This window comes from Comamonas sp. GB3 AK4-5, assembly GCF_041320665.1.
Taxonomy (GTDB): Bacteria; Pseudomonadota; Gammaproteobacteria; order Burkholderiales; family Burkholderiaceae_C; genus Comamonas.
In genome coordinates, this window is record NZ_CP166730.1 from 2,195,043 (window position 1) to 2,220,770 (window position 25,728).

At 53.2% G+C, this 25,728-nt stretch carries 21 protein-coding genes and 1 other RNA gene; 15 read left to right on the plus strand and 7 right to left on the minus strand.

From position 1 onward, the window contains the following. The first annotated feature begins 72 nt into the window (after window positions 1-72). The 4 genes from ubiG to ACA027_RS09895 all read left to right on the plus strand — a co-directional run bounded on the left by ubiG (window position 73) and on the right by ACA027_RS09895 (window position 3,319). Window positions 73-786 (plus strand): bifunctional 2-polyprenyl-6-hydroxyphenol methylase/3-demethylubiquinol 3-O-methyltransferase UbiG, encoded by a 714-nt coding sequence (ubiG, locus tag ACA027_RS09880; protein ID WP_370682202.1) that lies wholly within the window; start codon window positions 73-75, stop codon window positions 784-786. Next, the gene (locus ACA027_RS09885) at window positions 786-1,460 is read left to right on the plus strand and encodes an HAD family hydrolase (protein ID WP_370682203.1); all 675 of its coding nucleotides are present in this window, start codon (window positions 786-788) and stop codon (window positions 1,458-1,460) included. Before ubiG ends, ACA027_RS09885 begins: the two co-directional genes overlap by 1 nt. Before the next feature lie 12 nt (window positions 1,461-1,472). After that, window positions 1,473-1,850: a transfer-messenger RNA gene (gene ssrA, locus ACA027_RS09890) on the plus strand. A 218-nt stretch (window positions 1,851-2,068) separates the two neighbouring features. Continuing rightward, entirely contained in the window at window positions 2,069-3,319 is a 1,251-nt protein-coding gene (locus ACA027_RS09895) for a tyrosine-type recombinase/integrase (RefSeq protein WP_370682204.1), read from the plus strand. Between the two features lie 48 nt (window positions 3,320-3,367). On the opposite strand, the gene ACA027_RS09900 is transcribed toward ACA027_RS09895, so the two are convergent. From ACA027_RS09900 to ACA027_RS09925, 6 genes are all read right to left on the minus strand, one after another. Beyond that, window positions 3,368-4,138, minus strand: a complete 771-nt coding sequence (locus ACA027_RS09900; protein WP_370682205.1) for an oxidoreductase — start codon at window positions 4,136-4,138, stop codon at window positions 3,368-3,370. A gap of 74 nt (window positions 4,139-4,212) precedes the next feature. Then, the gene (locus tag ACA027_RS09905) at window positions 4,213-4,551 is read right to left on the minus strand and encodes a helix-turn-helix domain-containing protein (protein ID WP_370682206.1); all 339 of its coding nucleotides are present in this window, start codon (window positions 4,549-4,551) and stop codon (window positions 4,213-4,215) included. Window positions 4,552-4,669: 118 nt separating this feature from the next. Next, the gene (locus ACA027_RS09910) at window positions 4,670-5,728 is read right to left on the minus strand and encodes a phage capsid protein (protein ID WP_370682207.1); all 1,059 of its coding nucleotides are present in this window, start codon (window positions 5,726-5,728) and stop codon (window positions 4,670-4,672) included. An 83-nt stretch (window positions 5,729-5,811) separates the two neighbouring features. Next, complete coding sequence (locus tag ACA027_RS09915; protein ID WP_370682208.1) at window positions 5,812-6,873, minus strand: YqaJ viral recombinase family protein; 1,062 nt, start codon at window positions 6,871-6,873, stop codon at window positions 5,812-5,814. A 151-nt stretch (window positions 6,874-7,024) separates the two neighbouring features. Then, complete coding sequence (locus tag ACA027_RS09920) at window positions 7,025-8,008, minus strand: DUF932 domain-containing protein (protein ID WP_370682209.1); 984 nt, start codon at window positions 8,006-8,008, stop codon at window positions 7,025-7,027. A gap of 86 nt (window positions 8,009-8,094) precedes the next feature. Continuing rightward, window positions 8,095-8,466 carry a hypothetical protein gene (locus tag ACA027_RS09925; RefSeq protein ID WP_370682210.1) on the minus strand — a complete coding sequence of 124 codons (372 nt, stop codon included), beginning with the start codon at window positions 8,464-8,466 and terminating at the stop codon, window positions 8,095-8,097. Window positions 8,467-8,993: 527 nt separating this feature from the next. On the opposite strand from ACA027_RS09925, the gene ACA027_RS09930 reads away from it, so the two are divergent. The 3 genes from ACA027_RS09930 (at window position 8,994) to ACA027_RS09940 (ending at window position 12,070) form a co-directional block, all read left to right on the plus strand. Continuing rightward, window positions 8,994-9,353, plus strand: a complete 360-nt coding sequence (locus ACA027_RS09930; protein WP_370682211.1) for a helix-turn-helix transcriptional regulator — start codon at window positions 8,994-8,996, stop codon at window positions 9,351-9,353. 162 nt (window positions 9,354-9,515) lie between these two features. Continuing rightward, entirely contained in the window at window positions 9,516-10,739 is a 1,224-nt protein-coding gene (locus tag ACA027_RS09935) for an inovirus-type Gp2 protein (RefSeq protein ID WP_370682212.1), read from the plus strand. Continuing rightward, window positions 10,736-12,070 (plus strand): DUF3987 domain-containing protein, encoded by a 1,335-nt coding sequence (locus ACA027_RS09940; RefSeq protein WP_370682213.1) that lies wholly within the window; start codon window positions 10,736-10,738, stop codon window positions 12,068-12,070. Before ACA027_RS09935 ends, ACA027_RS09940 begins: the two co-directional genes overlap by 4 nt. A 74-nt stretch (window positions 12,071-12,144) precedes the next feature. On the opposite strand, the gene ACA027_RS09945 is transcribed toward ACA027_RS09940, so the two are convergent. After that, window positions 12,145-13,293: a hypothetical protein gene (locus ACA027_RS09945; RefSeq protein ID WP_370682214.1), complete on the minus strand. Its 1,149-nt coding sequence runs from the start codon at window positions 13,291-13,293 to the stop codon at window positions 12,145-12,147. Between the two features lie 108 nt (window positions 13,294-13,401). Between ACA027_RS09945 and ACA027_RS09950 the strand changes: the two genes are divergently transcribed. The 8 genes from ACA027_RS09950 to ACA027_RS09985 all read left to right on the plus strand — a co-directional run bounded on the left by ACA027_RS09950 (window position 13,402) and on the right by ACA027_RS09985 (window position 25,241). Continuing rightward, complete coding sequence (locus tag ACA027_RS09950; RefSeq protein WP_370682215.1) at window positions 13,402-13,587, plus strand: hypothetical protein; 186 nt, start codon at window positions 13,402-13,404, stop codon at window positions 13,585-13,587. 70 nt (window positions 13,588-13,657) lie between these two features. Then, window positions 13,658-16,012, plus strand: a complete 2,355-nt coding sequence (locus tag ACA027_RS09955) for an N-6 DNA methylase (protein ID WP_370682217.1) — start codon at window positions 13,658-13,660, stop codon at window positions 16,010-16,012. Beyond that, window positions 16,009-17,853 (plus strand): DUF262 domain-containing protein, encoded by a 1,845-nt coding sequence (locus ACA027_RS09960; protein ID WP_370682218.1) that lies wholly within the window; start codon window positions 16,009-16,011, stop codon window positions 17,851-17,853. The genes ACA027_RS09955 and ACA027_RS09960 overlap by 4 nt, the downstream gene beginning before the upstream one ends. Beyond that, window positions 17,853-19,136: a restriction endonuclease subunit S gene (locus ACA027_RS09965; RefSeq protein WP_370682219.1), complete on the plus strand. Its 1,284-nt coding sequence runs from the start codon at window positions 17,853-17,855 to the stop codon at window positions 19,134-19,136. The genes ACA027_RS09960 and ACA027_RS09965 overlap by 1 nt, the downstream gene beginning before the upstream one ends. A gap of 9 nt (window positions 19,137-19,145) precedes the next feature. Beyond that, window positions 19,146-22,106 carry a type I restriction endonuclease subunit R gene (locus ACA027_RS09970; RefSeq protein ID WP_370682220.1) on the plus strand — a complete coding sequence of 987 codons (2,961 nt, stop codon included), beginning with the start codon at window positions 19,146-19,148 and terminating at the stop codon, window positions 22,104-22,106. Window positions 22,107-22,141: 35 nt separating this feature from the next. Then, a complete protein-coding gene (locus tag ACA027_RS09975; RefSeq protein WP_370682221.1) occupies window positions 22,142-23,152 on the plus strand; it encodes a nucleoid-associated protein in 1,011 nt (336 codons plus the stop codon). A gap of 2 nt (window positions 23,153-23,154) precedes the next feature. Continuing rightward, on the plus strand, window positions 23,155-24,096 hold the full coding sequence (locus ACA027_RS09980) for a hypothetical protein (RefSeq protein WP_370682222.1): 942 nt from the start codon (window positions 23,155-23,157) through the stop codon (window positions 24,094-24,096). After that, window positions 24,096-25,241, plus strand: a complete 1,146-nt coding sequence (locus tag ACA027_RS09985; RefSeq protein WP_370682223.1) for a hypothetical protein — start codon at window positions 24,096-24,098, stop codon at window positions 25,239-25,241. The genes ACA027_RS09980 and ACA027_RS09985 overlap by 1 nt, the downstream gene beginning before the upstream one ends. The last annotated feature ends 487 nt before the right edge of the window (window positions 25,242-25,728 follow it).

The window sequence follows — 25,728 nt, forward strand, 5'->3', positions numbered from 1 at the left end:
TAAAAAAGCCCCGGTAACGGGGCTTTTTTTATTTCGGCGGAAGCCTGTATAGATGGGGGACAATCGGTGCCCATGAACCAAAATACCAATGTGGATCCAGCCGAGCTGGAGAAGTTTTCCAGTCTGGCCCATCACTGGTGGGACCTGGAAAGCGAGTTCAAACCCTTGCACCAGATCAACCCCCTGCGACTGGGGTGGATTGATGGCCTGGCGCCGCTGCAAGGCAAGCAGGTACTGGATGTGGGATGTGGTGGCGGTATCTTGGCTGACTCCATGGCGCGCAAGGGCGCGGAAGTGTTGGGTATCGACCTGGCCACCAAATCGCTGCGCGTAGCCCAGCTGCACGCGCTGGAGGCCTCCACGCCGAATATCCAATACCGCGAAGTGGCGGTGGAGGCGCTGGCCGAAGAAAAGCCCGCAGGCTTTGATGTGGTGACCTGCATGGAAATGCTGGAGCATGTGCCCGATCCGGGCTCGGTGGTGCGCGCCTGTGCGCAATTGGTCAAGCCAGGCGGCTGGGTGTTTTTCTCCACCATCAACCGCAATCCCAAGGCCTATGCCCTGGCCATTGTGGCGGCCGAATATCTGCTGAAGATGCTGCCGCAGGGCACGCATGAATTCGATAAATTCATCCGCCCCAGCGAGCTGGCGCAACATGCCATCGATGCGGGCCTGGTGGTGGACTCTGCCAAGGGAATGCAGCACAACCCATTGAGTGGACGCTATTGGCTCAGCAGCGACACCAGTGTGAATTACCTGCTGGCCACGCGCCGGCCCCTGCGCTGATGCCGGCCGCATGGAGTGGCGTGCGCGCCGTGTTGTTTGATCTGGATGGCACCTTGCTGGACAGCGCACCCGATCTGGGGGCCGCAGCCAATGTGCTGCGCCGCAGTGCTGGCTTGGAAGATTTGCCGCTGTCTGCCTACCGCCCCTATGTGGGAACGGGTGCGCGCGGCATGTTGCGCATCGCCCTGGGTCTGCAGCCTGATGCGGCAGATTTTGATGCGCATCGCGAAGCCTTTTTCCAGGCCTATGAAGCGGTGTTGATGCAGCACTCCGTGCTGTTCGCCGGCGTTCCGCAGCTGGTGCAGCAACTGGAGCAGCAAGGCATATGCTGGGGGATTGTGACCAACAAGTCCGAGCGCTTTACCCATCCCATTGCGCTGCAGCAGGCCACGCTGGCGCGTGCCGGTGCCTTGGTCTGTGGTGACACCACGGCACATGCCAAGCCGCACCCCGCACCACTGCTGCATGCCTGCGAGCGATTGGGTGTTGCGCCAGAGCAGGCCATCTACGTGGGTGATGATGAGCGCGACATGCAAGCCGCCCGGGCCGCAGGTATGCGTGGGGTTGCAGCAGACTATGGCTATCTGGGAGGCGTGGAAAGCACGGATGCCTGGAATCCAGACGCCGCAATTAAAAATCCCCTTGAGCTCTTGAACTTGCTGGGACTGGACTAAAATACACGCTATGGGGCTGTCCTGGTTTCGACGTGGGTTCGGGATCAGTGTGGTGCATGCCGAGCTTGAGTGACGCTCGTAAATCTCCATTCAAAAAACTAACTGCAAACGACGAACGTTTCGCACTCGCCGCTTAAATCCGGTGAGCCTTGCAACAGCACGCTGATGGGCTGGGCAAGGGGGTAGCAATACCTCCAGGCTGCAAGGGAATTTTCATCAGCTGGTTCTAGGCTGGGTACCTTAGTCCGGAACGAGAAAATAGGGTGCTGGCCTTGTTTGCAGCGTGCGTCTGCGCGGCAAATGAGGCGAGATTCAAAATAGTACGCTAAGCATGTAGATCTGCCTGACGAAGGCTTGCGGACGCGGGTTCAATTCCCGCCAGCTCCACCATCCACCCGTACAAAGGGGTTCAATGAAGTTCATTGAACCCCTTTTTATTTTGGTAAATCAATGACTTATCGTCTCTTTATGTCTTAAGTGATTTCACTGCTGCCAATGCATACATGGGGAACATTTGGGGGAACAGGTGGGGTGAATGGTAAATTTACCCCCACCTGTTCCCCCTTTCCCCTCTGGGGGAGGTCTTTTTGAGAGGATTTGTTCCCCCTATGTTGACTGATGCACAGTGCCGAAACGCAGTCTGTTCCCCCGGCGCAAAGCGAGAGCGTTTTTCTGACGCAGGTGGCCTGTACCTTGAGGTCAGCCCTGCAGGCTCTCGACGCTGGTTCTGGAAGTATCGAAAGGACGGTAAAGAAGGGCGTCTGGCTCTAGGCAGCTATCCGCAGGTTACATTGACGGCTGCACGGAAAGCTAGGGATGCTGCTCGGTTGCAGAAGTCAGAAGGCATCGACCCCGCTAAGGCACGCAAGCTGGAAAAGTTGGTCAACCCAACTGGGGTAGCTGACACATTCAAAGCGGTGGCGCTGGAGTGGTACGAAAAGCAGGTGCCACGCTGGAGCCCTGGTCATGCTGAGCGAATGCATCGTCAACTGGAGCGCGACTTGTTTCCGTGGATTGGTGACCGGGAAATGGCGCAGATCCAGCCCATGGAGTTACTGGCTGTGCTGCAGAAAGTGGAAGCGCGCGGTGCTGTGGAGACCGCTGATCGTGCACTGATGTTGGCACGGCAGGTCTGGCGCTACTGGTTGCCAACCGCTAGCAATACTCAGCGTGACATCACCGAAGGTCTGAAAGCTCGATTGACACCATATCGAGGCACGAACTTTCCTGCCATTGTGGAGCCCCAGCGCTTCGGGGAACTTCTGCGTGCCATGTACGCCTATAAGGGTGGCCCCTTTGTGCGCACTGCGCTTCTGCTTGCCCCATTGCTTTACCAGCGCCCTGGCAATCTTCGGATGATGGAGTGGGGTGAATTGGATCTTGATGCTTCGCTTTGGACCATCCCCAGCGTCAAGATGAAGCGCACGGTACAGGAAAAGGAAAATGGTGAGCCGCATGTGGTACCGCTGCCAAAGCAAGCTGTGGCGATGCTGCGTGAATTGCTGCCGCTTAGTGGCCGTGGACGATATGTATTCACTGGTCAACGTGACCATGACCGTCCTATGTCCGATAACTCTGTGCGTACAGCTCTGTACAGCCTGGGGTTTGGCGATGAGCAAAGCTGGCACGGCTTTCGTGCGAGTGCCAGAACCATGTTGGTCGATCAGCTAGACCTTGATCCGCTGGCGATCGAGGCCAATTTGGCGCATGCCGTCAAGGATGCCAATGGACGCAGCTATAACCGGACGAAGTACTTGGCAAAGCGCTTCGAACAGGTTCAACAGTGGGCTGATTACTTGGATCGCTTGCGTGAGGGTGCTGCCGTGATCGAGTTTCCACAAAAAATCAAAGTTATGTGACACAAGCCAGCGCCCTATGCGCTGGCTTGTGTGCTATGTGAAGCTGCGTTAACTTGCGCTCAGTGCTCGCCAACCGTTCTCGGTCTTGCGCATGGTGATCTTGCCCTTCATCTGAAGCTGCTGCTCTTGTAGCCAGTACAGGACGTCTTGTGCCTTCATTGCTTCAATGTTGATTCTGTCTAAGGCTGGGGAGAGGAACTTTGTGGAGCCTCCTTGCCGGCATCCCGCAGCGTACATAGACCAGACGCGTTCCGGCACCTGGTTGTAGATGGTGTTTTTGGGCTGGTTGTGCTCTTGTTTTTGCCGGGAATCTTGCTCCAGTGCATCGAGCGCCTGCATCTTCTGACGCAGGCTGTCCGGCAGCGGATGCTCGTTTTCCCACTGGGTCAGTGCTTTCCGATATGCGTCCTCTTCCAGGAAGCCCATCCCCGGCGGATTGTTGAAGTTGAAGTCTTCGCGACGTGGTGCACTGCTGTTGTGTTCCTTGCGTAACGCTAGGATCTCAGCCTTGAGCTTTGCAATTTGCTGTTGATCGGCCTTTCCTGCATCCTCCCATGCTTTCATGCGGTCACGCTCCTCCATGTAGGTCTGGCGCATGCGCGTCAAGGTATCTGGGTCTTTGAGCTCGATGTCGTACGAGAACTCGACACGGTAGTGACCATCCTCTTCATAGCCGTTGGTCTTTTTGATGTGCGTCACCTTGACGTTTTCGCAGGTGGCAAACTGGGGCTGCAGGAATTTTTCGATATCGCTGTCACTTGGGGCAGAGCTGCAGCCAGCCAAGGCCAAGGCAGAGCAAAGTAGTAGTAGCTTTTTCATATATCCCTCTCTTGGGTCTAGATAACGAATTGGAAATTTGGACCTGCCCCTCCAAGGGAGCGTAGGTGTGTGCTTTAGGGTGATTGCCGATTGATGCCTTGCAGGTAGTGCGGTGCAAAGCCTTGCAGGTGCACAGTTTTCAGCTGCTCAGTGATGTCCCGAAAATGCGCATCTAGCGCCAGGAAGAACTCGGAAGGCTTCATGTGCAGGGCGGCGATGATTCGCTCCATATTGGCGAGCGTCACATTGCGCTCCCCACGCTCCACGCCACCCATGTAGCTGCGATCTAAGCCGCAGTAATGCGCAAAACCTTCCTGAGAAAACCCTCGCGCTCTTCGGCACTCGCGCACGGCCTGCCCAAATGCCTTGAGCACTGGAGATCGTTCCGCATCGGTCATTGGTTTGCTTGCCATAGGACGCAATGGTTACGATTCGTAGCATGCTTGGCCACAGTGCAAAAGCACACAGCGATAGTGATCACGGTGCACAGAAACACTGCTTCAAGTACTACGGCCATAACAGCCACTGCTTTTACGGATACGGACTTTGCGTACCATTTCGCTGGCTGGCCTGGGCGATAGGGGGCCAGTGCTCATTGGCTGCAGCTGTAGTAGGGGCGGTGGATGTGTCGCTTTCTTCGGGATAAAACTCCTCCACAATCTCAACCATCTCATCGGGTGCATCTTCAAAGTTGCCGTTGGCAAAGCCCTGTCGTGCGGCCCCGTCCAAGGCAGACTGATCAAACCCGGCTGCCAAGCGCTCAGCCGCCAAGGTGTGGGCTTGCACAATGGCCTCGTTCAAAGAGGCACCAGTACGCACCACCAAGTCCGCGTAATAGATGGCCGATCGATGCGACTGCGTGGTGGACTTGCCGCGCAGCTTGAGCTCCAGCGGCATGCAGGCCAGGTTGCCACCAGAGACTGCAGCGAAATATTGCAGCCGCGCTGTCAGAGTGCGAATGCTGTTGAAGCCCGTGGTTCTGAATACAAAGCTGCCCAACTCATCGCTGTCGCCAATACTCACGTTCAAGCGGCCGTAGGGCTTGCAATGGCCCATGCCAAACCGGCATGTATCCGGACCAGGGCAGGCCAACTCTTCAAAACCTTTATCTGTCACACGCTTGCAGCTCTCGCCATTGCCGACGCACAGCGGGCGAGCGGTACTGCGATCAAACATGCAGTAATCAGCTCGGAGGTTCAAATCTGGATCATTGAACAGCACCCGCACTGGGATGCTGCGCAGCTTGCGCCTTGCCGTGCTCGGCGCAGCCGTTGGCGTATCTGCCACACCCATCTTGTCTTTGAGTGAGCGTTTGCCTGTGCGAGTTTGGGTAGCGCTTGCGGACGTTTCACTTTGCACATCGGAAGGCTCTGTGCCTTCTTTTATGCCGCCGGAAACTTGACCAGGTGCTTGGCTCTGGCGCAAGGCCTCATCCAAAGGGTGTAGCACCCACTGGCCTCGCTGCTGCACCTGCGTGGTGATGGTGAACTCATCGTCCTTTTCTGGCAGACGCTTGCCGTTCTTCTCCACCACCTTGCCAATCGAAATCCTGCCAATCACAGGAGGGGTGATCATTAAACCTTTGATCATGTCTTGCTCCAAAAAAAGAAGCTCTCTGGGGCTGTGAACCGCAGAAAGCAGAGGGGGGGATAAAGAGGGCAGTGAGTCACCGCTCACGTTTCATTGACGCAAAATCGCCGAGCGCCAGCCCGCGTGGACAGGTAGGCCTTGGCCAGCTCTGGGTGATCTTTGCTGAACTGCGCCGTATTGAACACTTGACCATCCTTGCTGCGCCGCCATGTCACGCTGCCGCCGCAGGCAAACGTTGCTTTGCCAGCTTCTCCCATATGGATCTGGATGGCTTGGCGCAAGCGGGCTTCATTTTTCTGTGCGGCTTCAAACTGCTCACGTGCTGCCAGCAAGGCTTCAAACGTGGCATTGAGCTCTGGGACATCACTCATGTCTACGTCATCGCCTGCACTGTTTGGATAGAGGCTACGCAAGGCTTTTTCTGCACTGTCCGATCCATCGCCAGCAGGCGGCGTTTTGCTCTCCACCATTTGCCAGAATGCGTGCTCCATCTCGATCAGTCGGGCAATCAAGGCCTCATCACGCTCAACCCTAAAAATACGAAGCTCCTGACCACCAATTAGCACTGCTACGTCAGCAGCACGATGGCCAGTCACGGCCAACTGGTGCATCACCTGCAGTTGCACATACTCGGGAACACCGTCACGCCACAGGCGGGCGCCATGGATACCTGCAGTTTTGCATTCCAGAAGCTGCACCTCCGAAGAGCCGACAACTTCACGATCCACGTTAGCCAGCATCCAAGGATGCTCAGGATGCTGCAAAACCGCATTCACTCTGCGCACCTTGTTGCCTGTGCGCTTGGTGTAGTGAGCCGCCACAATGGGCTCTAGCATCGTTCCCCAGAACATGGGGCTGGTGTCATCATTGGCATCGACGACTGGCAGCAGATCACCCTTGCCCGTCTTTTGCATCCACAACTCCAGCTGGGACTGGTAGGGGTTCAGGCCAATCGCTGCAGCGGCATCGGAGCTACCAATCCCGGTGCGGCGCACCTCCAGCCAATCATCTCGCTCCAGGTCTTTGGTGGAGACCAGGCGCAAAGCAGCGCCCTTGCGTGGCGTGCGTGGAGTGTTATTGGAGGCCGCGTGAAGAGCGGTAGAGCCAGCATCCAGATTGCCATTTATGAGAACATGCACAGACATCGAAATCTCCTGGCCCGCCAATTGCGGGCATAAAAAAGCCACCTCAAAAGGTGGCTTGGTTGGGTGGAAAACAGAAAGCGTAAAAACGGTGTGATGCGTCCAAACACGGACAACTAGATCTGCAGTCAGTCATTGCTATGGCGTCAACCCATCAGGCTACCAGCTGCAGCGCATGATCCAGAGCGCGTTGCTTGATGACGGCACCTTGGCCAAACCAGGCGCTGTCCAAGCGGTTGTCCTGGCTGCGGGCTTGCTTCTCATGGTCAATGAACTCGGTCACAGAGCACAGCAGGCCCCAGGCCGTGTCCTTGGACGCATGCATCTCTGCACCACGGCCATGGCCTTCATAGAGCATCTGCACCTTCTTGAGAGCACGCTCATTGGTCAAGCCCACAGACATATCGGAATGCTGGTCGGTGTTGCAGATCACCTTGAGGAAATAGTTCATCGCCTCATGGGTCTTGACCTTGCGCTCGGCCAGCGTCTTCATGCGGTACATAAAGCTGTCCCACTGACCGACTGCCACACCCAACTGGCGCTTGACCGCCTGGGCATCGAAAGCCGTGCTGTGAGGCACCTTGACGGCTCCCACGCCATCACGCAAAGCAATCGTCAGCGTGTTGTTGCAGACCACCCGCACCGTCGTCGGCATCGCCACCGTGGCCAGCGTCCCATCGCAGGACGTCGCCAGCAGCAAATAACCGTTGACCACATCCTTGCCCTTGAGAGCGGCAGACTTGCCTGTGCGGGCCAGTGCCCAGAATTTGCGCCCGGCCTTGAGCACCCCGGCTGTCTCCAGCTCGTAGCCGGCCACTTCGGTCAGATCCCGGTAGAACTCCAGCACCTCACGGGGCTGCACCACCTGGTAGCGACTGCCAACCACCGACAAGGGCGCTTGCGTATCGCTGCGATACAGCACCTTTTGCTCTGGGAATTCCTTGGGTTCGGCATACAGACCTGAAAGACCGGAATCAGCATCAGAGGCGAGATAACGCACCGGCGTTTCTTGAATGCGCCAATCCATGCCGGCAGCCTGGGCCCAGACATCGATGCTTTGCTTGGCGGGCAGTGCGTGGCCCAGTTCATGCCAAGGGGTTTGACCAGCGTAGGCCATGGTTTCAACGAGATGTGCCATGAGAAAACTCCTTCAGTAAGAGAAGCGAAAAACCAAAAAGGGAGGTCAGGGATAAAAGTGAAAATGGATTGAGCAGGGTGAATCGCTCAATCCGAATTGACATAGCCGCAAGTCGATTCCTGGCGTGCAAATACATGCTTGCATTCCAGGCACTTGAAGTTGTCCAACATGCGGGCATCAATCGTTTTGCCCACCGACGTGCCGACTTCGCAGCCTATGGCCGTGCCAGCCAGACCACCTAAAACTGCGCCTGCAATTCCACCGATGGTTGAACCCGCGGGGCCGGTCATTAGCCCCGAGGCAATACCAATCTGTGCACCGCGCAGGGCGCCAACAAAACCACCTGTTGCACCAGCAGCGCAGCCGATGGCACCTGCGGCTTTGCGAGCCCAGTTGCGGGACATGACCCGTGGGCTCTGGCACAGGGGGCATGTGGGATGGATAGAAGAAAAAGCCATCAAAGCTCCTTGGAAGAAAGACAAGAAGCCAGGTGCTGGAGCGTGCTCTGCAAAGCAGGCGCATCACCACGACCTGGACGGCAGACCGGTGTCTGCTCAGGTCGGTGATATGTGGCTGAAAAAAAGTGGATTGAAGAAGTTGGTTTTTGAGCGTAAGGACGGCCGCGACTTCTAGAGAACGCCTTTAAAGCAGGAAAAAAATGCGTGGCAATGTGACCCTGTCGATGCGATTGAGCGTGCGAACACGAATCTGTTCGCACAGCCTTTGAACGATGGAAATTTCCCTCTGTACGGAACTAAATGTTGAGGGCAATTCGCACGTTCGCATGGATTTCGAACATTGCTTCTTGCGTGGGTGGTTGGACGTCCTAGAACAAAAGATGCTGAAAAAGTCAATACATCTCAGGACGCTGATTTAGAGAAATTCGCGAGCCCGGCGCGTAGATCTTTTTGGCGCCCAAAACGGCCCAATGAGTGCATATCAACCACGGACCTGCACTCACATGCTCCAAACATCCTCTCCCCAAATGGCATCCATCAATGGCGTTATGCCCACTGCTGTCGCACTCGCAAGTTCGGCGGCTGTGGCTCTCCGTTCGAAGAGCCCTGCACCTGCGAATACGCAGCAGACAGTTGCTGCGCTCTCTAAGACCAGTGAGATTGCCTCAACCAAGAAGGACCCGAAAGCCATCATTCGTCTGAACACGTTGCTTGCCTTAGTGGGGATGTCTCGCTCCACGGTCTACAACCGAATCAGCCCCAATTCCAAGTACTACGACCCGATGTTTCCCAAGCCGGTGCGTCTTGGTGCCAAGGCGGTTGGCTGGATTTTGGCAGATGTATATGCCTATATCGAGCATCTGCGTCATGGTGCTAGCGCTTGCTGATGGGTACTAAATATTCATAAAACCAACGATTTATAAGTAGCACTCACGGAGGTAAAAACTCCGTGGGATGCAGATTATTTTGAATAAAACTTTGATGTTGAATTTATCAATTAACTTGGTATTTAGTAACTAAGTATATAAGGGAATATATAAGGTACGTATATGCGTAAGTATGATATTCTGGCAGGCGATGCCGTAGCCAAGTACTTGAGTAATCAATACCTTTCGAGCAAACGGGAAGAGTCTATTTATGACTCTGATAATTCAATCCTTTCGAATTCCATTAAGGATCTTCTTGAGTGGTGTGTCAGAACACCACACGTCTTTCCTTTTCATCGCAAGGAGAAATATCGTAAATATAAAAGTGCACTTCTGAAATATCAGAAGGCACTGTGTGAGTGCGTCTCCGAAGTATTCTCGAATCTAATCAGTGAAGCTGACTGTGTAGAGTATTTTTACTTGAAAGTAAACCCTGATGCAAAAATAGTTCTTGAAGGGATTAAGTTGTGGCTTAAGAAGAAAGAAGAGAGCGACGAATACTTGTTTTCGCTTCTGTATCAATTTGACTATAACGCTTATCTGCTGCAGTCTGAAAAAGATAAGGCGCGTGTGAAGAAAGCTCTGAATGGGCTTTCGGCTTACTTGCGCAAGAAATTGATGCAATCAGGCCATAAAGAGAAGGTGCATAGCTTTAAGAGAAACTCGACCGAATGCTACAAGCAAGTGCTGCAGGTATGCCAGCAAGCATGGGAGGCGTATAGCTCGATACTGCTGATCCGCCTGGATTGGGGTTACCGTGTCAAGGTGCCAGACATGCGGGGGATTTTTACATCTGCACAAGACTATGAAATGCGCTTCAAGCAGGTGAGTGAATATCGCGCCAAGATGCTGAAAGCTCTTCGCAAAATGTATGGAAATGATCTTGCTTTCTTTGTCTGGAAGATTGAATGTGCGCCTTTCAAGGGATTGCACATTCACTGGATGATTGGACTCAATGGTGCAAAGCATCAGGACCGTATCAATGTTCCCAAAGCCATTGCGAACAAATGGGATGAGATTGTTGGTGATCCGGAGGCCTACACCTGGAATCTCAGCGCTGAACAAAAGCACGAGGAAGCCATTTTGCGGGTGATCGACTACAACGATCCGCTGCTGTGGCGGATCGTGGGTGGCTATGCCGACTACCTGACCAAGGTGGACTACCTAGTACGTCTCAGGACGCCCAAGGGCATGCGTAGTTTTGGTTGCACCAAGCTGAAGCCAGCCATCAAGCCCAAGAAGGGCCCCAAGCGTGGCAAACCGATGCCTGCGCTGGACCCTTGGGCCGTGCGTCGCCCATTGAATGAACTCAGTACCGAAATGGGCTGGCAAGGATACAAAGCATGAACACGATACTTCCTCTTTACCCTACCAACTGCTTACATGATCTTGGTAGCGACTTTGCTGACTGTGTCGCTCGCACTGCGCAAGCCAAGGATGCGCTCGTCGGCCCTGTGGTGCTTGCTGCCATGGCGGCAGCTGTCCAAGGTGTGTTGGATATCTGCACGCCTTTTCATCAGGTGATGCCGACCAGCCTGTACGTGTCCGTGATCGCTGGGTCTGGGCTGCGCAAGTCCACCGTTGTGCAATTCGCTTTCCAGGGCTTTCGTGAATTTGAAGCTCGCTTTGATGGTCGTATCTCAGGCAAGGTCGATTTCGACTGCGTTGGCGCCCACCCTTACGTCTGGGAGGATGCTTCTGAAAGCGGTATTACCGGCCTGTTTGGCAATGGAGCGAAGGCGGCTGCGATGGTGATGGATGAAGGTGGGATGCTGGAGGCGCGACTCAACAACCAAGCCATGTGCAAGCGCTTTGATGGCACCCCGCTGCGTGTAATTCGCAAGGATCAGATCACGCAGATTCGCGATACGCGCACCACCTTTTGCATGACGGTGCAGGATGCAGTGTTTGATCAGTTGCTCAAAGGCAAAGAAGGCTCTTTGATGGTGGCTTCGGGCTTGATGGCTCGCAACCTGATTTCCTACGCTACGCATGCTGCGCCGCATCTGAGCTTCAGCCGCACTGCCCAAAATCCGAACGAACATGGCTTCCATGATCGTGTGCGTGAGTTGATGCGCGACTACAGCATGATATTGCGTACATCGGGCCAGAGGGCTCAGATACGTCTGAGCCCTGAAGCCGAGCAGCTTTGGCGTGAGGCAGACACATACTGGAAGGCTTTGCCCAGCACGGATGAGGCTTGGAAAGGCATGGACTCGTTTGCACAAAGAGCTGGTGAGCAAGCTCTGCGCATCGCAGCCGTTTTGCAGTGGTTCACGGATCCTCAGCTTTTCATTGAACACCGCTATATGGAGTCTGCTGTGACGCTGGTGGAGTGGCACCTGGAGCAGGCCTTGGCGGGATTTGGCGCACCTTCGCAGGAGGCGCTGCAAATCCAACTGGGCAATGATCTGTATGCCTACCTAGTAGGCAAATGGAAGACTGTGAAGCAGGGCGCTTTTATGCGCGTCGATTTGCTGCGCAAAGGGCCTGCAAGTCTGCGCAAGGCTGCACACCTGGACTTTGCGATTGATCAGTTGCTGCTTGAGGGGAAGGTTTCGCTGCATCCTGCAGACACACGCAAGCAACTGCTTCTGAACATCACGCCGGAGCTCATGAATCAGCTTATCCCGAAGCAGCACGTGCCGGGTTTATCGCTTCGTAAGTTCCTGAAATAATTATCGAAAAATAATCAAGACCCAAGAGATCTAAAAATCTCTCTGGGTCTTGTCATTTATTGAATGGGGTATATTTATTTCGATTTATTTTCTTTAATCACAACAACGCGATTAATTGCCTCAATAAAAAGCAAGTCATTTTCTTCTATCCAAGTTCTGAAAATTCTTTCAAAATTCGGTGTTTCTACATCCTTAAGATAATTCGGATTTTTATACAGAGCTATATCAGCAAAGGTTGTATTCTTTGTTTCGTCGTTAGATTTGTAGTCGTGGAATATTTTTAATAAAATATGCTCCTGATCTTTGCAGAAGGCTGGAAGACTTGGGTACTTCTCACTGATTTCAGATTCTTTTTTGTTTTTGTTATTTTTCTTTGTTTTGTTGAATTTTTTTATTTCTTCTGTGTCGAGATTAAGAATATAAGTGGCAATATCATCTTTTAGGCTTTGCTTGCCAGTGTGACGGATGATGTTTTTGATTGATGAGCTATTCCCCTTGGAATGGTTTGAGGGATTTTCGGCGCTCTGATAAATTTGATCGCTCAGATCTTCACATCTTTCTAGAAGACTTCGAAAAATTCGGAGAAGACGATTTTTATCGTAAATTTCTCCATAATGTTTTATATCAAAATCTTCTTTTATAAAGTCTATGAATCTGATGCCTCGGATTGAGTGTCTAGCAGGTTCGATGGTGATTTTTATTTTGTAAGCTGAAGCCAATATTGAGAAGTAGGCGTTTTTCAAAGGATCTTCGTAGCTGTTTCCTAGAAGCATCTTTGAGCGCGCAATTTCTGCTTTATTGTCTATGTAATTTACATCCTGCCATTCTGAGTATCCCCAGTAGCTTTTTATTTTTCTTTTGTTGTGCTTCTCAAAGTGGGTAAGTAGGGAGGATGCGAAGTCCCAAGTAAAGTACATGTAGAGCAGTTTTTTGTCCAGACCATGAACTAGGGTGGACCTGTCATTTTTATACTTATCAAATACATGCTTTGTACTTATCTTTGAGCTACTGGGTAATTGTATTGAATGGATTTTCTTAAAGCCCTGCTCATCACTTTCATCGATGCTGAAATTTGGCTGATAAGTGGATGATATTTTCTCCTCATATATTTTTGAAATATAGTCTTGAATGAAAATGCTTTTCACGAACTTGCAACACTGGTCGATGGAATGCTGGCATGTTACATCAGGGGTTCGCTGCCGTAGGCCTAGATCGGCGGCCATTTACCGCTCCAAGTATCCTTTGCTCCGCAGTAGGGGCTAGGTGGCTGTAGTTTTGAAGCAAAGCGCAGTACATTTGCAGGACAATCAACCTAGGACTTTGATATCGTTATGAAGCTTCCGAAGGATGAAACCCTGTCCATACGCACATCGGCAGACATCAAGCAGCTGCTGCGCATGGCCGCTGAAAAAGAACACCGTTCCATCGCTTCGATGATGGAAGTGCTGATCCTGAACTACGCGCAAGAGCACGGCCTGAAGGCCGATGCCGTCCAGGAAAAGCCACCCAATAAATGAACTGCATGGCCCGTAGTAAGCGGGCTTTTGGAACCGATACGGGCTGAGGCCCAGAGAAGAATAGAAAAGAATGGATCATTCAGTACATAACAAGATCGTCAGCTTCATCTGGTCAATCGCTGATGACTGCCTCAGGGATGTGTTTGTACGCGGCAAGTACCGCGATGTCATCCTGCCGATGTTTGTCCTGCGCCGTCTGGATTGCTTGCTGGAGCCCAGTAAGGAAGCGGTGCTCGAAGAGGTCCGCTTCCAGCGTGAAGACGCAGAAATGGCCGACCTTGATCCGCATGGACTGCGCGAGGCATCGGGCTACGTGTTCTACAACACCTCCCGCTTCACACTGAAGTCCCTGCTCGGCAATCCGTCCCAGATGGAAGCCAACCTGAAGAACTACCTCGATGGCTTCTCGGACAACGTGAAGGAAATTGTCGAGAAGTTCGACCTGCGCAACCAGATCCGCAAGATGGCTCAGTCGGATGTGCTGCACGACGTGATCGAAAAGTTTGTTTCCGACGAGATCAACCTTAGCCCCAACGACCGCAAAGGTCCGGATGGGCGCACCCAGCCGGGGCTGTCCAATCTGGGTATGGGCTACGTCTTCGAGGAGCTGATCCGCAAGTTCAACGAAGAAAACAACGAAGAAGCAGGTGAGCACTTCACGCCCCGTGAAGTGATCAAGCTCATGACCAATCTGGTCTTCATCCCGGTCAATGATCAGTTGCCCAATCCGCTGACCATCTATGACCCGGCCTGCGGTAGTGGCGGCATGCTGACCGAGTCACAGGACTTCATCACCGACCCCGAAGGCGAGATCAAGGCCAAGGTGGGCGTTTTTCTCTACGGCAAGGAAGTGAACCCGGAGACCTACGCCATCTGCAAGTCCGACATGATGATCAAGGGTAACGACCCTGAAAACATCAAGTTCGGCTCGACGTTGGCGACCGACGATTTCTCGGGCACGCGCTTCGACTTCATGCTGACGAACCCGCCCTACGGCAAGAGCTGGAAGAGCGACCAAAAGAGCATCGTTGAAGGCAAGGATGTGATCGACCACCGCTTCCAGGTCAATCTATCCGACTACTCTGAGGAAGACTTCGACTTCTACCCGGCCATTCCGCGCTCGTCGGACGGCCAGCTCCTTTTCATGATGGAGATGGTGGGCAAGATGAAGCGACGCAGCGACAGCCCGATGGGCTCGCGCATCGCTTCCGTTCACAACGGTTCGGCCTTGTTCACTGGCGATGCAGGCAGCGGCGAGAGCAACATCCGCCGCCACATCATCGAGAATGACTACCTCGAAGCCATCATCCAGCTGCCGAACAACCTGTTCTACAACACCGGCATCACCACCTACGTCTGGGTTCTGTCCAACAACAAGGCCGACCAGCGCAAAGGCAAGGTGCAGTTGATCGACGCCAGCAACCTGTGCCAGAAGCTGCGGAAGAACCTCGGTGAGAAGAACTGCGAATTCACCGACGAGCACATCCACCAGATCACCCAGCTGTACTTGGAAATGCCGAATGATGGCATTTCTAAGGTCTTCAATAACCGCGATTTCGGCTACTACAAGGTCACGGTCGAGCGCCCGCTGCGACTGGCAGCCCAATTCAGCCCCGAGCGCATCGCCACGTTGCGTTTCACGCCGGGCATGCAGGACATCATGGAATGGGTGTACGGCATGTACGGCGATGAGGTTTACACCGGACTGAAGGCGCATGTCGAAGCCATTGAAGCCCACCTTGAGCGCGAAGAGATCGCCCTGTCGCCCAAGAACCGCAAGGAACTGCTGTCCGAGACGACATGGCGCGAGCAACGCGACATCATGCTGGCCGCGCAGCAACTGGCCGAGAAAATTGGCAGCGGCGAATTCCTCGACTTCAACCGCTTTGAGGACATCGTCGATGACGCTCTCAAAGCACTGGGCCTGAAGCTGGCTGCACCGGCACGCAAGCAAATCCTGAACGCCGTCAGCTGGCGTGATGAGCGGGCTGAGAAGGTCATCAAGAAGGTCCACAAGCTCAACGCTGCCAAGCTGGGCGATCTGTTGTTCCAGCTGGGCACGACCCACGACAAGTTGGGCGACTATGGCTACATGGCGACACCGACCGGTGAGTACATCGAGTACGAACCGGACAGCGAATTGCGCGATACCGAAAACGTGCCGCTGGCGCTGGACACCAGCCTGTCAGCCTCCAGTGTGATCCACGACTACTTCATTCGCGAAGTACGCCCGCATGTGGACGAAGCCTGGATCGCCATCGACAAGACCGTGATCGGCTACGAGATCAGCTTCAACAAGTATTTCTACCAGCACAAGCCGCTGCGTAGCCTGGAAGAGGTCACGGCAGAAATCCTGGCACTAGAGGCTGAAACCGATGGCCTACTCAAGCAGCTGGTGAGCTTTGTGTCGGGGGCGAAGCAATGAAGGAAATTCAGGCCAAGACGCGCAGCGTGCGGGAGCTGCTGAGCGACACCAAGTACGGCATCGACTACTACCAGCGCGAATACAAGTGGCAGACCAAGCAGATTGTCGAGCTGATTTCGGACCTCTCCACGGCGTTTCTCGAAGAGTACCAATCCCAGCATGAGCGCAAGGACGTGGCCTCCTACGGGCACTACTTTCTGGGCTCCATCGTCATCAGCCAACCGGACGAGAAAAAACAGATCGTGGATGGTCAGCAACGGCTGACCAGCCTCACGCTGCTGCTGATCTACCTGCACAACATCCAGAAAGGCCGTCCCGACGCCGTTTCCATTGAGAAGATGATCTTCTCCGAGGAGTACGGGGAAAAATCTTTCAACCTCGACATTCCCGAGCGCAACGAGTGCATGAATGCGCTGTTCGATGGCACACCCTACGATGCGGTGGATCAAGTTGAATCGATCCAGAACCTGATCGGGCGCTACAACGACATCGTGGAAGCTTTCCCCGCCGAGATTGCGATCGACAAGGCGCTGCCGTACTTCGTGGATTGGCTACGCAACAAGACTCAACTGGTCGAGATCACGGCTTACGCAGATGCCGATGCCTACACGATCTTTGAAACCATGAACGACCGTGGGTTGTCGCTCTCCAACACCGACATGCTCAAGGGCTACTTGCTAGCGAGCATTGCCGACACCGCCAAGCGGGCCGAGGCCAACAAGGAAATCAAGCAATGGCTGCTGACTTTCGCCAAGCGTGATAGCGAGCACGACACCAAGGAGAGCGAAGCTGATTTCTTCAAGGCATGGTTGCGTGGGAAGTACGCGCAGGACATCCGTGAACGGAAGAAGGGCGCGAAACCTGAAGACTTCGACCTGATCGGCACCGAGTATCACCGCTGGGTCCGAGCCAAGGCCGATCTGATCAGCCTGAACACGAGTGACGATTTCAACCGCTGGGTGCGCCAAGATTTGCGCTTCTTTGCCCGCGTCTATCTGGAGCTGCTGGATGCCTCCGAGACCTTGAAGCCGGGCCTAGAGTCCGTCCGCTTCAATGCCGACCACGGCTTTACCCAGCAATTTCAGGTGCTGCTGGCCCCGTTGCTGCCGACCGACGACGAAGCTACGGTCAAGGCCAAGCTCAAGCTGACGGCGGATTACCTCGACTGCTGGCTGAATCGCCGCCTCTGGAATTTCAAGTCGATCGACTATTCCACGTTGCAATACGCCACTTTCCTGCTGACCAAGGAACTGCGCAACTTGTCGCTGGATGCGCTACGCGACAAGTTGATCACTCGGCTGACCAATGATCAAACCGAGTTGCCGCTCGACGATCAGCCTTATCTGAACAACTGGAACGCCAAGAGCCTGCATCGCCAGCTGGCTCGCTTTACGCACTGGCTGGAAGAGCAAAGCGGACAGCCAGGGCGGTATCTGGAATACATCGTTCGTTCGGGCAAGAACGCTTACGAGATCGAACACCTGTGGGCCAACCACTTCGAGCGCCACACCGATGAATTTGCCCATGCGCAGGAGTTTTCTGCGCACCGCAACCGGGTGGGCGGGCTTGTACTGCTGCCGAAGAAGATCAATGCGAGCCTTAACGACAAGGCCTACAGCGACAAGCTGGAGCATTACCAGAGCGAAAACCTACTGGCCCGTTCGTTGCACCCCATGTGCTACGTCCACAACCCCGGCTTCCTCAAGCTGAAGGCGGAAACCGGACTGCCATTCAAGGCATTCACGGAGTTCAAGAAGGCCAACTTCGACGAACGATTCGGTCTCTACAGGGGCATTGCCGAACTGCTTTGGTCGGCTGATTGCTTGAAGGAGGTGGAGTGATGCAGCGCTACGAGAGCTACAAGTCGAGTGACGCCGCATGGCTAGGCAATGTTCCCTCACACTGGGGCGTTCAGCCTCTTCGTGCTGTAACCTCGCTCAAGTCCGACAAGAACAGGCCTGATCTGCCTGTTCTGTCGGTATATCGAGAGTACGGGGTTATTCTGAAAGACTCCCGAGACGACAATCACAACGCCACCTCGCTCGACACGAGTACCTACAAGGTTGTAAAACCAGGCGATCTGGTCGTCAACAAAATGAAGGCTTGGCAAGGCTCAATGGGCGTGAGTGTCCATGACGGAATTGTTAGCCCTGCATATATCACCTGCACAACCAAGGCGGATCGGGTCCGCCCCGCATACCTTCATTACCTTCTGCGTTCGTCACCATTGATCGGTGTTTACAACTCTTTGTCTTACGGCGTTCGAGTCGGGCAATGGGACATGCACTACGAGGATTTCAAACAAATCCAGATTCCCTTGCCACCCAAAGACGAGCAAGACCGCATCGTTGCCTTCCTCGACCAGAAAACCGACGAGATCGAGGCTGCGATTGCGAAGAAAGAGCGGCTGATCGAGTTGATCAAGGAACAGAAACACACCTGCATCGAGAAAGCAATCACGGAAGGCCTTGAAGTACCCAAAAACAGCGAGGTCGGTTTATCGCCGAAGCACTGGTCGCGCGTCAAGCTCAAATACTGCATCAATCTGCTTCCGGGCTTTGCATTCAAAAGCTCGTCCTACTCCTCAAATGACTCCGACATTCCTTTGCTGCGCGGGGTTAATGTCAACCCAGGGAAGTTGAATTGGGAAGACAAGGTCAGCTGGCCGAAGGCCTCGTTGGCTCCTCACCTTAAGTACCTGCTAGAGCCCGGTGATCTGGTGATTGGCATGGATCGCCCCTGGGTTGCAGATGGAATTCGTGTCGCACCAGTTCAAGCATGTGACTTGCCTTGCTTGCTCCTCCAACGCGTTGCAAGACTGCGTGCAGCCAATCGCATTACACAAGAATTTTTAGCGCTTGTTCTCACGTCACGCGGGTTCCTCACCTATTTTGAGCCAATGCTGACGGGAATCAGCGTGCCCCACATTAGTCCCGAACAAATTGGAAACTATGAGGCAACCTTGCCTCCGGTCGAAGAACAAGAAGCCATCTGCAAGTTTGTCAGCCAACTGAGTACATCTTGTGAGCAGGCTATAGCCAAGGAGACACAGATCGTGAATGGACTCCGGCAATTGAGGGCCTCTGTAATTGCCGATGTCGTGCTTGGCAAGAGAAAAATCTAAGGGAGAAACATGGTCAGCCAAACCAACGAAGCAGCGCTCGAAACGCACATCGAAAACGCCCTCGCCAAGGACGGCTACTGCATTGGCAACCCGGCTGACTTCGACAGAGAGTTTGTCATTGACGGCAAACTCTTCTGGCAATTCCTCGAAGCCACGCAGCCCAAAGAACTGGCGAAGCTGAAGGATCGTCCGAACTGGCAGCGCCTGCTGCTGGAACGCCTGAACAAGAAGATCAAGAAGGACAGCGTGCTTGCTGTCCTGAAAAAGGGGCTGGACATCGACGATGCCCACTTCGATCTGCTCTACCGGCTGCCCTACAACGATCTGAATCCGGAAGTCGTCGCCAACTTTGCGGCCAACATCTTCAGCGTCACCCGGCAGGTGCATTACAGCGAGTCCGACACATTCAAGTCGGTGGACATGGTGCTCTTCGTCAATGGTTTGGCGATTGCCACGCTGGAGCTGAAAAACCCCTGGACCGGCCAGAACGTCCACAACGCCATCAAGCAGTACCGCACCGACCGTGACCCGCGTGAGCCGCTGTTCGAATTTGGCCGCTGTCTGGTCCACTTTGCGGTGGACCCAGACGAGGCCTACATGTGTGCCCAGCTGGCCGGAAATGACAGCAATTTCCTGCCGTTCAACAAGGGGTTCAACTTCGGCAAGGGTAACCCGGTCAACCCGAAAGGCCACAGAACTGCCTACCTCTGGGAGGACATCCTGCCGCGCCGCAGCCTGACCAACATCATCGAGCAGTTTGCCAAGTTCACCGTTGAGAAGGACAAGAAGACCGGCAAGGAGCGCAAGGCGCTGTTCTTCCCCCGCTATCACCAGTTGGATGTGGTGCGCGGCATCCTGGCTGATGCCAAACAGAATGGCATCGGCCAGACTTACCTGATCCAGCATTCGGCAGGCTCAGGCAAGTCCAACTCGATCACTTGGCTCGCCTACCAGCTGGTGGAGCTATACGACACGGCAGGCACGGCCAACGTGTTCAATTCCGTGGTGGTGGTCACGGATCGCCGGGTACTGGATACCCAGCTCAAGGACAACATCAAGCTCTTCTCCGAGACCAAGAACATTGTTGCCCACGCCGAAAGCGCCGCTGAACTGAAGGCGCATCTGGAACTGGGTAAGAAGATCATCATCACCACGGTGCAGAAATTCCCGTTCATCGTGGATGGCATCGACGATCTGACCGACCGCAACTTTGCCGTCATCATCGACGAAGCCCATTCTTCGCAGTCCGGCAGCGCATCCGACAAGCTGAACATGACGCTGGGAGCGGAAGACGATGAAGTGCCCGAAGACCTCCAGGACAAGATTCTTGCAGCCATGAAGGGCCGCAAGATGAGCCAGAACGCCAGCTACTTCGCCTTCACCGCCACCCCGAAACCTGCCACGCTGGAGAAGTTCGGGCGGCAAGGCCCGGACGGGAAGTTCTACCCCTTCCACCTGTACTCCATGAAGCAGGCCATCGAGGAGAAATTCATCCTCGATGTACTGGAGAAGTACACCACGTACAAGAGCTACTACGAGGTCCAGAAATCGGTCGAAGAGAACCCTCTTTTCGACACGGCCAAAGCGCAGAAAAAGCTCAAGGCCTTCGTAGAGGCCAGCCCCCGGACCATCGAGGTGAAGGCCAAGATCATGGTCGATCACTTCATGAGCAATGTTTGGCAGGCCAAGAAGCTCAAGGGCAAGGCTAAGGCGATGGTAGTCACGCGGAACATCGAATGCGCGATCCGCTACTTCTTCGCCATCCGCACCGCCCTACAAGAGGCCAACGCGCCATTCAAGGCTCTGGTGGCCTTCTCGGGCGAAAAAACCGTCGATGGCATCAAGTACACCGAGGACGGGATCAACGGCATTGCTGCCCGTGACTTGCCAGAGGAGTTCGAGAAAGACGATTTCAAGATTCTGGTCGTTGCCAACAAGTACCTCACCGGCTTCGACGAGCCCATGCTGCACACCATGTACGTAGACAAGAAGCTGCAAGGGGTTCTCGCGGTACAGGCGCTGTCACGCCTGAACCGCTGCAACTGGAAGCTAGGCAAGACCGACACCTTCGTGCTCGACTTCTACAACACGGTGGACGACGTCAAGGCCGCATTCGATCCGTTCTACACGGCCACAACCCTGAGCGAACCCACCGACGTCAACGTGCTGCACGACCTCAAGGATGTGCTGGATGACTTCGGCATTTACGGCTGGTCAGAGGTGACGACCTTCAACGAGAAGTTCTTCGCCAGTGCCGAAGCCGAGGAACTGCACCCGATCATTGATGCCGTAGTGGCTCGCTTCGATGCCGACCTCGACGACGAGCAGCGCATCGACTTCAAGATCAAGGCCAAGCAGTTCGTCAAAATTTACGCGCAGGTAGCGGCCATCATCCCATTCAACAACGCGAACTGGGAAATGCTGCACTGGTTCCTGAAATTTCTGATCCCCAAGCTGAAAGTGAAGGACCCCGATCAGGACAAGCTGGATGAGCTGCTGAACAGCGTTGACCTTTCCACCTATGGGCTGGAAAGGTCACGCCTTGAGACGAAGATTGGCCTCGACGACTCGGAAACTGAACTGGAGCCCCAGAACCCGAACATCCGTGGCCCACATTTTGGTCCAGGTGAGGCCGATCCGCTTGATGAGATCGTGCGTGCTTTCAACGAGCGCCACTTTGCAGGTTGGGAGGCCACGCCGGAAGAGCAGCGCGTGAAGTTCATCAACATCGCCAAGCATGTGATGAACCACGCTGACTACAAGGCCCAAGTCGAAGACAACCCAGACAGCCAAAACCGGCAGCTGGCGCTGGAGCGCCTGATCCAACAGGCGATCAGCGTCGAGCGTCGGCGGGAACTAGATCTCTACAAGAGGTATGCGTCTGACCCGGATTTCAAGCGGGCGTTTGATGCGAGCGTTTCAAGACTTCTGGCAATGCAAAGCGGCAATTCCAATATCTTCGGCGTGTGAATTTCAGAGCTCACCCCCAATCAGGAAGGATAAAAATGGATATAAGTTCAGCGAAGATTTCAAAGGTCATTGTCCACCGGGTTGGCAACAAACTTAGGGATGAAGGCATTCACCTGTCACCAATCGAATGTCAACGATCCGGCGCATTAGACGATTTGCTGCTTAAAAACCTATTAGCTCCAGTCGTGCGGAATGGTCAGGAATACTATCTGACACACGAATCGGATATTTCCCTGAACACAATCAATCACTATGCTGTCAATGCGTTTGCCGATGCAGATAAATTCAAGGAATGCAGCGAGGCTATAGCAAAGCATTTGTATAGCTGCTCCAGCCATCCAAACATTGGTGGCGGAGAGTTTATCGTCATTCTTTTTGAAAATATCAGGACTGATGACCGCGCACATCAAGCTCTGGGCTTGTTCAGAGTTGAAAGCAAGGATGACTACCTAGATGTCGGCGAAGAAAAGGGCGCAATCCAAGTAATCGAGAGAAGCGGCATATCCCTCGACAAGATTCAGAAAGGTGCGATCGTCCTCTCGGACAGCCTTAAAGTTCTAGTGATTGATAACTTGGGGCAGAAAACAAAATACTGGATAGAGAATTTTCTAAAATCCACACCTAGTCAGACGCCTCAAAAATGTGCTCAAGTTGCTGGAGCATTGCTTAAGGCTATTTCCAGCAAAGTTGAAACCCCGAGTAATGCACTGGAGTTCGCACGACAAGTAGAAGATCTCCTCACCGAAAACGAGTCCCTGTCATTGACGGATATTCGGAATGTTTCCAGAAACTACATTGACAATGAAAGCGTAGATGAGCTTCTTGCTGGCGCTCATCTCAAATATGGAATTTCTCTAGACGACGACCTATCAATTGAGAGCAAGCGTCTCGCCAGATACGCAAAAGATGTTGTCACAAAGGCACGCATCGCGGAGGGAGTCAGTCTATTGGTCTCGAATCCGGATGCGAAAATATCATCAATTGACGTGAAATCCACCAAGAACGGATTTCGGGCGGTTGTGGACATTCAACTTAAAGGGGCATAACGATGGCTGGGGAGAAGTCTAAAAAATCCGGAGAAATCGGCGAGGCCTTGGCCAGCGCCCTTCTTGATCGGATCGGCTGGAAGCATCTAATTCACAACATTGCTATTAGTTGCAACACGCCCACTCATGTCAATGAAGAGGGGAATCCACGCCAAAGCCACGGCGAAGATCAGATTTATCTGTATAACAATCCGTTCCATGATGATCGGACTGACTTTGTTCATGTTTCCAACAAGAACATCATCGGCAGTTATCCAAAGGAAGGAACGCTCAGGACGCAATTCAAATCCCATATTAAGGAACTAGGCCAGACAATCGAATGTGCCAAGTACAATCAAACGTTGCGCGAGATTGCTACAAACTTCAAGGCAAAAAAGAATCGAAATCACGCTGGTCTGCTTATCTGGCTTCACAACGACCACGAAGACATCGAGAAAAGTATTCTGGGTGATCTTGCGCCTTCTCGACTCGAATTGAATACTGATGCGCCGTTTTATGTAATTGACAATGGCCGGGCAACCTTCCTTTTGAAGGTGGTTGATGATTTGCGCAGGCGTTCAGCGGGTGGTGATTATCAGTTCTTCTATCCACGCATCGGAACGTCAATAACGGTTGATGAAATGAGAACAGGAAAGGAACTTCCGCTTGAGCTGTTGGCCGCAGACATCATTCCCGCTGTTTTGACGGTCAGTGGTGCAAAGGAATTGATTATCTACGCCAATGAGAGCTTCGACCCCACCTCATACAAGAACTTGATGGCATATGGGTTGAGCTTTGCATCGGGGTTGATCACCACTATCAAAATCGGGATGTCAAACTACAACCCAGCACGTGATGAAGAGGTAGCAGCGCAGGCGCGGCTTGCTTTTCATAGCCGTCCAGAGGAAATCTCCCCTTTTTCATTCAAACGATCGATTCTTGATCTCCTTCAGGAGGCACCGTAATGAAACAGGTTCTAGATTCCAACTACCTAATTCCATTGGGAAGCGAACTTCGGGTGCTGCTAAATAGCGAGCATATTTCATATGGTGAAGTTCATTCGGCATTGAAGACAAAGGGAATATTCTCGGGAAGCAACGACAAGTCGATAACAGTACCTCTTTTGGCAGCAACGCTACTGACGCCATCAGGTTATTCAGCCCTGATTGAAGCGTCTGTGGATCGTGACTCAAAACCCAAAATGAAGGTGTCCGCTCTTGACTTGGTGGCCTCAAGCTCAGATTGGATTACCCCGCTCAAGCAACTCTTCGAGACTGATTTCAACCCGTTTGCAGGCATTGAAAATATCGAGGTAATCGATACGCCAGGGGTCGTTGTTGATGGCAAGGATAAGGTTCGGATTCCATTTTCCATCGTCCGCAAAGATTTCAGTAAGGACTGGACACAGAGGGAATTGCGCTTTGATGGAGAAGTAACTATCGAGCGCCAAGGGGGTAGTTTGAAACTGGACTTTGCTTCAACCCACTCATCCAAGGAAACGGAGATTGCGAATAGGCGCATGACCGCCTGTATATCTAAGGCGCTCAAAGATTCTGGCATCACGCAGAGCGATATTGAGCGTCGAATCACATTCGACAGTTTTACGAACGTTGAGCGGGTTCGGTTTTTTAAGAGATTGACCGGCGGTTACGGTCGTTTTGTCGGCAAAGGTAACGTAAACGACATGGAAATTAGCCGAGACATATCAGGCCCGCCACTTCCAGATGATCCGCAAGTATCTTGGATGAACCAGACCGTTAAGCGCCTCAAAATTGATGGAGAAAAGCTGAACGACATATTTCTCATTTCCGATGATAAATACTATCCGTTCTATCATGTGCAACGCATGGATGTAACGTTCCCTTACACTGCTGCCGCAAACTCTGGAGAATGTCGAGTTGGCTTTTTCTTTAGCACACCGTCAAGAAGCGACTCCGCCAAGGATGATGCAGAGCTTACCTTTGAGGTATTGAGAGTAACTCACGATCACACAGTAAATTCGGATACGAAGAAAGAGCTAAATACGCAGATTACACGTCATGTTCGCAGCCTGATTGAGACTGAATTCGAGCGTATCGTAGCGGATAGAAATCCACCTATTCCGACTTGAAAAAGGTGGTCATAGCGCGGAGTTAGGAGGCTCATGCGTCTTCAAGATGTCTGCCGAGATTGAGTCAGTATCAGTCGTGGCGACACAAACGAAAAAGCCAACCCCGAAAGGTTGGCTTTTTCAATTTTGGTGGGCCCCACGAGAGTCGAACTCGGCACCAACGGATTCCGGTTTGTGTGACTTTCGTCAATCCCTGGACTATGCCTTCACCATAGCTTTCGCCTTAGGTGGGTGCCGTCTAGTCTCTACACCTTCAACGGCGCTTACGCACTGAAGCTTGGCTCGGCGTTGCCGTACGCATTGCTGCGCCGTAGGTTTCGCCGAATTTGACACCATCCCATACGCAGTTTCCAAACGCATGGCACAAATTTTATGAGTCCGCTGCTCTAACCAAGCATGAGCTAGAGGCCCGAAATTTCTAATGGTACAGGCTCTAGGCGCTTCGTTGAAGTGCTCGGAGCCTGCCCATTTCCTGAGTCAGCCCGGA

Coding starts and splice junctions, on each gene's coding strand:
- ACA027_RS09965 (WP_370682219.1), top strand. CDS start 17,853: ATGCAGCGCTACGAGAGCTACAAGTCGAGTGACGCCGCATGGCTAGGC.
- ACA027_RS09910 (WP_370682207.1), bottom strand. CDS start 5,728: ATGATCAAAGGTTTAATGATCACCCCTCCTGTGATTGGCAGGATTTCG.
- ACA027_RS09945 (WP_370682214.1), bottom strand. CDS start 13,293: ATGGCCGCCGATCTAGGCCTACGGCAGCGAACCCCTGATGTAACATGC.
- ACA027_RS09885 (WP_370682203.1), top strand. CDS start 786: ATGCCGGCCGCATGGAGTGGCGTGCGCGCCGTGTTGTTTGATCTGGAT.
- ACA027_RS09950 (WP_370682215.1), top strand. CDS start 13,402: ATGAAGCTTCCGAAGGATGAAACCCTGTCCATACGCACATCGGCAGAC.
- ACA027_RS09925 (WP_370682210.1), bottom strand. CDS start 8,466: ATGGCTTTTTCTTCTATCCATCCCACATGCCCCCTGTGCCAGAGCCCA.
- ACA027_RS09960 (WP_370682218.1), top strand. CDS start 16,009: ATGAAGGAAATTCAGGCCAAGACGCGCAGCGTGCGGGAGCTGCTGAGC.
- ACA027_RS09955 (WP_370682217.1), top strand. CDS start 13,658: ATGGATCATTCAGTACATAACAAGATCGTCAGCTTCATCTGGTCAATC.
- ACA027_RS09970 (WP_370682220.1), top strand. CDS start 19,146: ATGGTCAGCCAAACCAACGAAGCAGCGCTCGAAACGCACATCGAAAAC.
- ACA027_RS09920 (WP_370682209.1), bottom strand. CDS start 8,008: ATGGCACATCTCGTTGAAACCATGGCCTACGCTGGTCAAACCCCTTGG.
- ACA027_RS09940 (WP_370682213.1), top strand. CDS start 10,736: ATGAACACGATACTTCCTCTTTACCCTACCAACTGCTTACATGATCTT.
- ACA027_RS09975 (WP_370682221.1), top strand. CDS start 22,142: ATGGATATAAGTTCAGCGAAGATTTCAAAGGTCATTGTCCACCGGGTT.
- ubiG (WP_370682202.1), top strand. CDS start 73: ATGAACCAAAATACCAATGTGGATCCAGCCGAGCTGGAGAAGTTTTCC.
- ACA027_RS09935 (WP_370682212.1), top strand. CDS start 9,516: ATGCGTAAGTATGATATTCTGGCAGGCGATGCCGTAGCCAAGTACTTG.
- ACA027_RS09915 (WP_370682208.1), bottom strand. CDS start 6,873: ATGTCTGTGCATGTTCTCATAAATGGCAATCTGGATGCTGGCTCTACC.
- ACA027_RS09985 (WP_370682223.1), top strand. CDS start 24,096: ATGAAACAGGTTCTAGATTCCAACTACCTAATTCCATTGGGAAGCGAA.
- ACA027_RS09980 (WP_370682222.1), top strand. CDS start 23,155: ATGGCTGGGGAGAAGTCTAAAAAATCCGGAGAAATCGGCGAGGCCTTG.
- ACA027_RS09905 (WP_370682206.1), bottom strand. CDS start 4,551: ATGGCAAGCAAACCAATGACCGATGCGGAACGATCTCCAGTGCTCAAG.
- ACA027_RS09930 (WP_370682211.1), top strand. CDS start 8,994: ATGGCATCCATCAATGGCGTTATGCCCACTGCTGTCGCACTCGCAAGT.
- ACA027_RS09900 (WP_370682205.1), bottom strand. CDS start 4,138: ATGAAAAAGCTACTACTACTTTGCTCTGCCTTGGCCTTGGCTGGCTGC.
- ACA027_RS09895 (WP_370682204.1), top strand. CDS start 2,069: ATGTTGACTGATGCACAGTGCCGAAACGCAGTCTGTTCCCCCGGCGCA.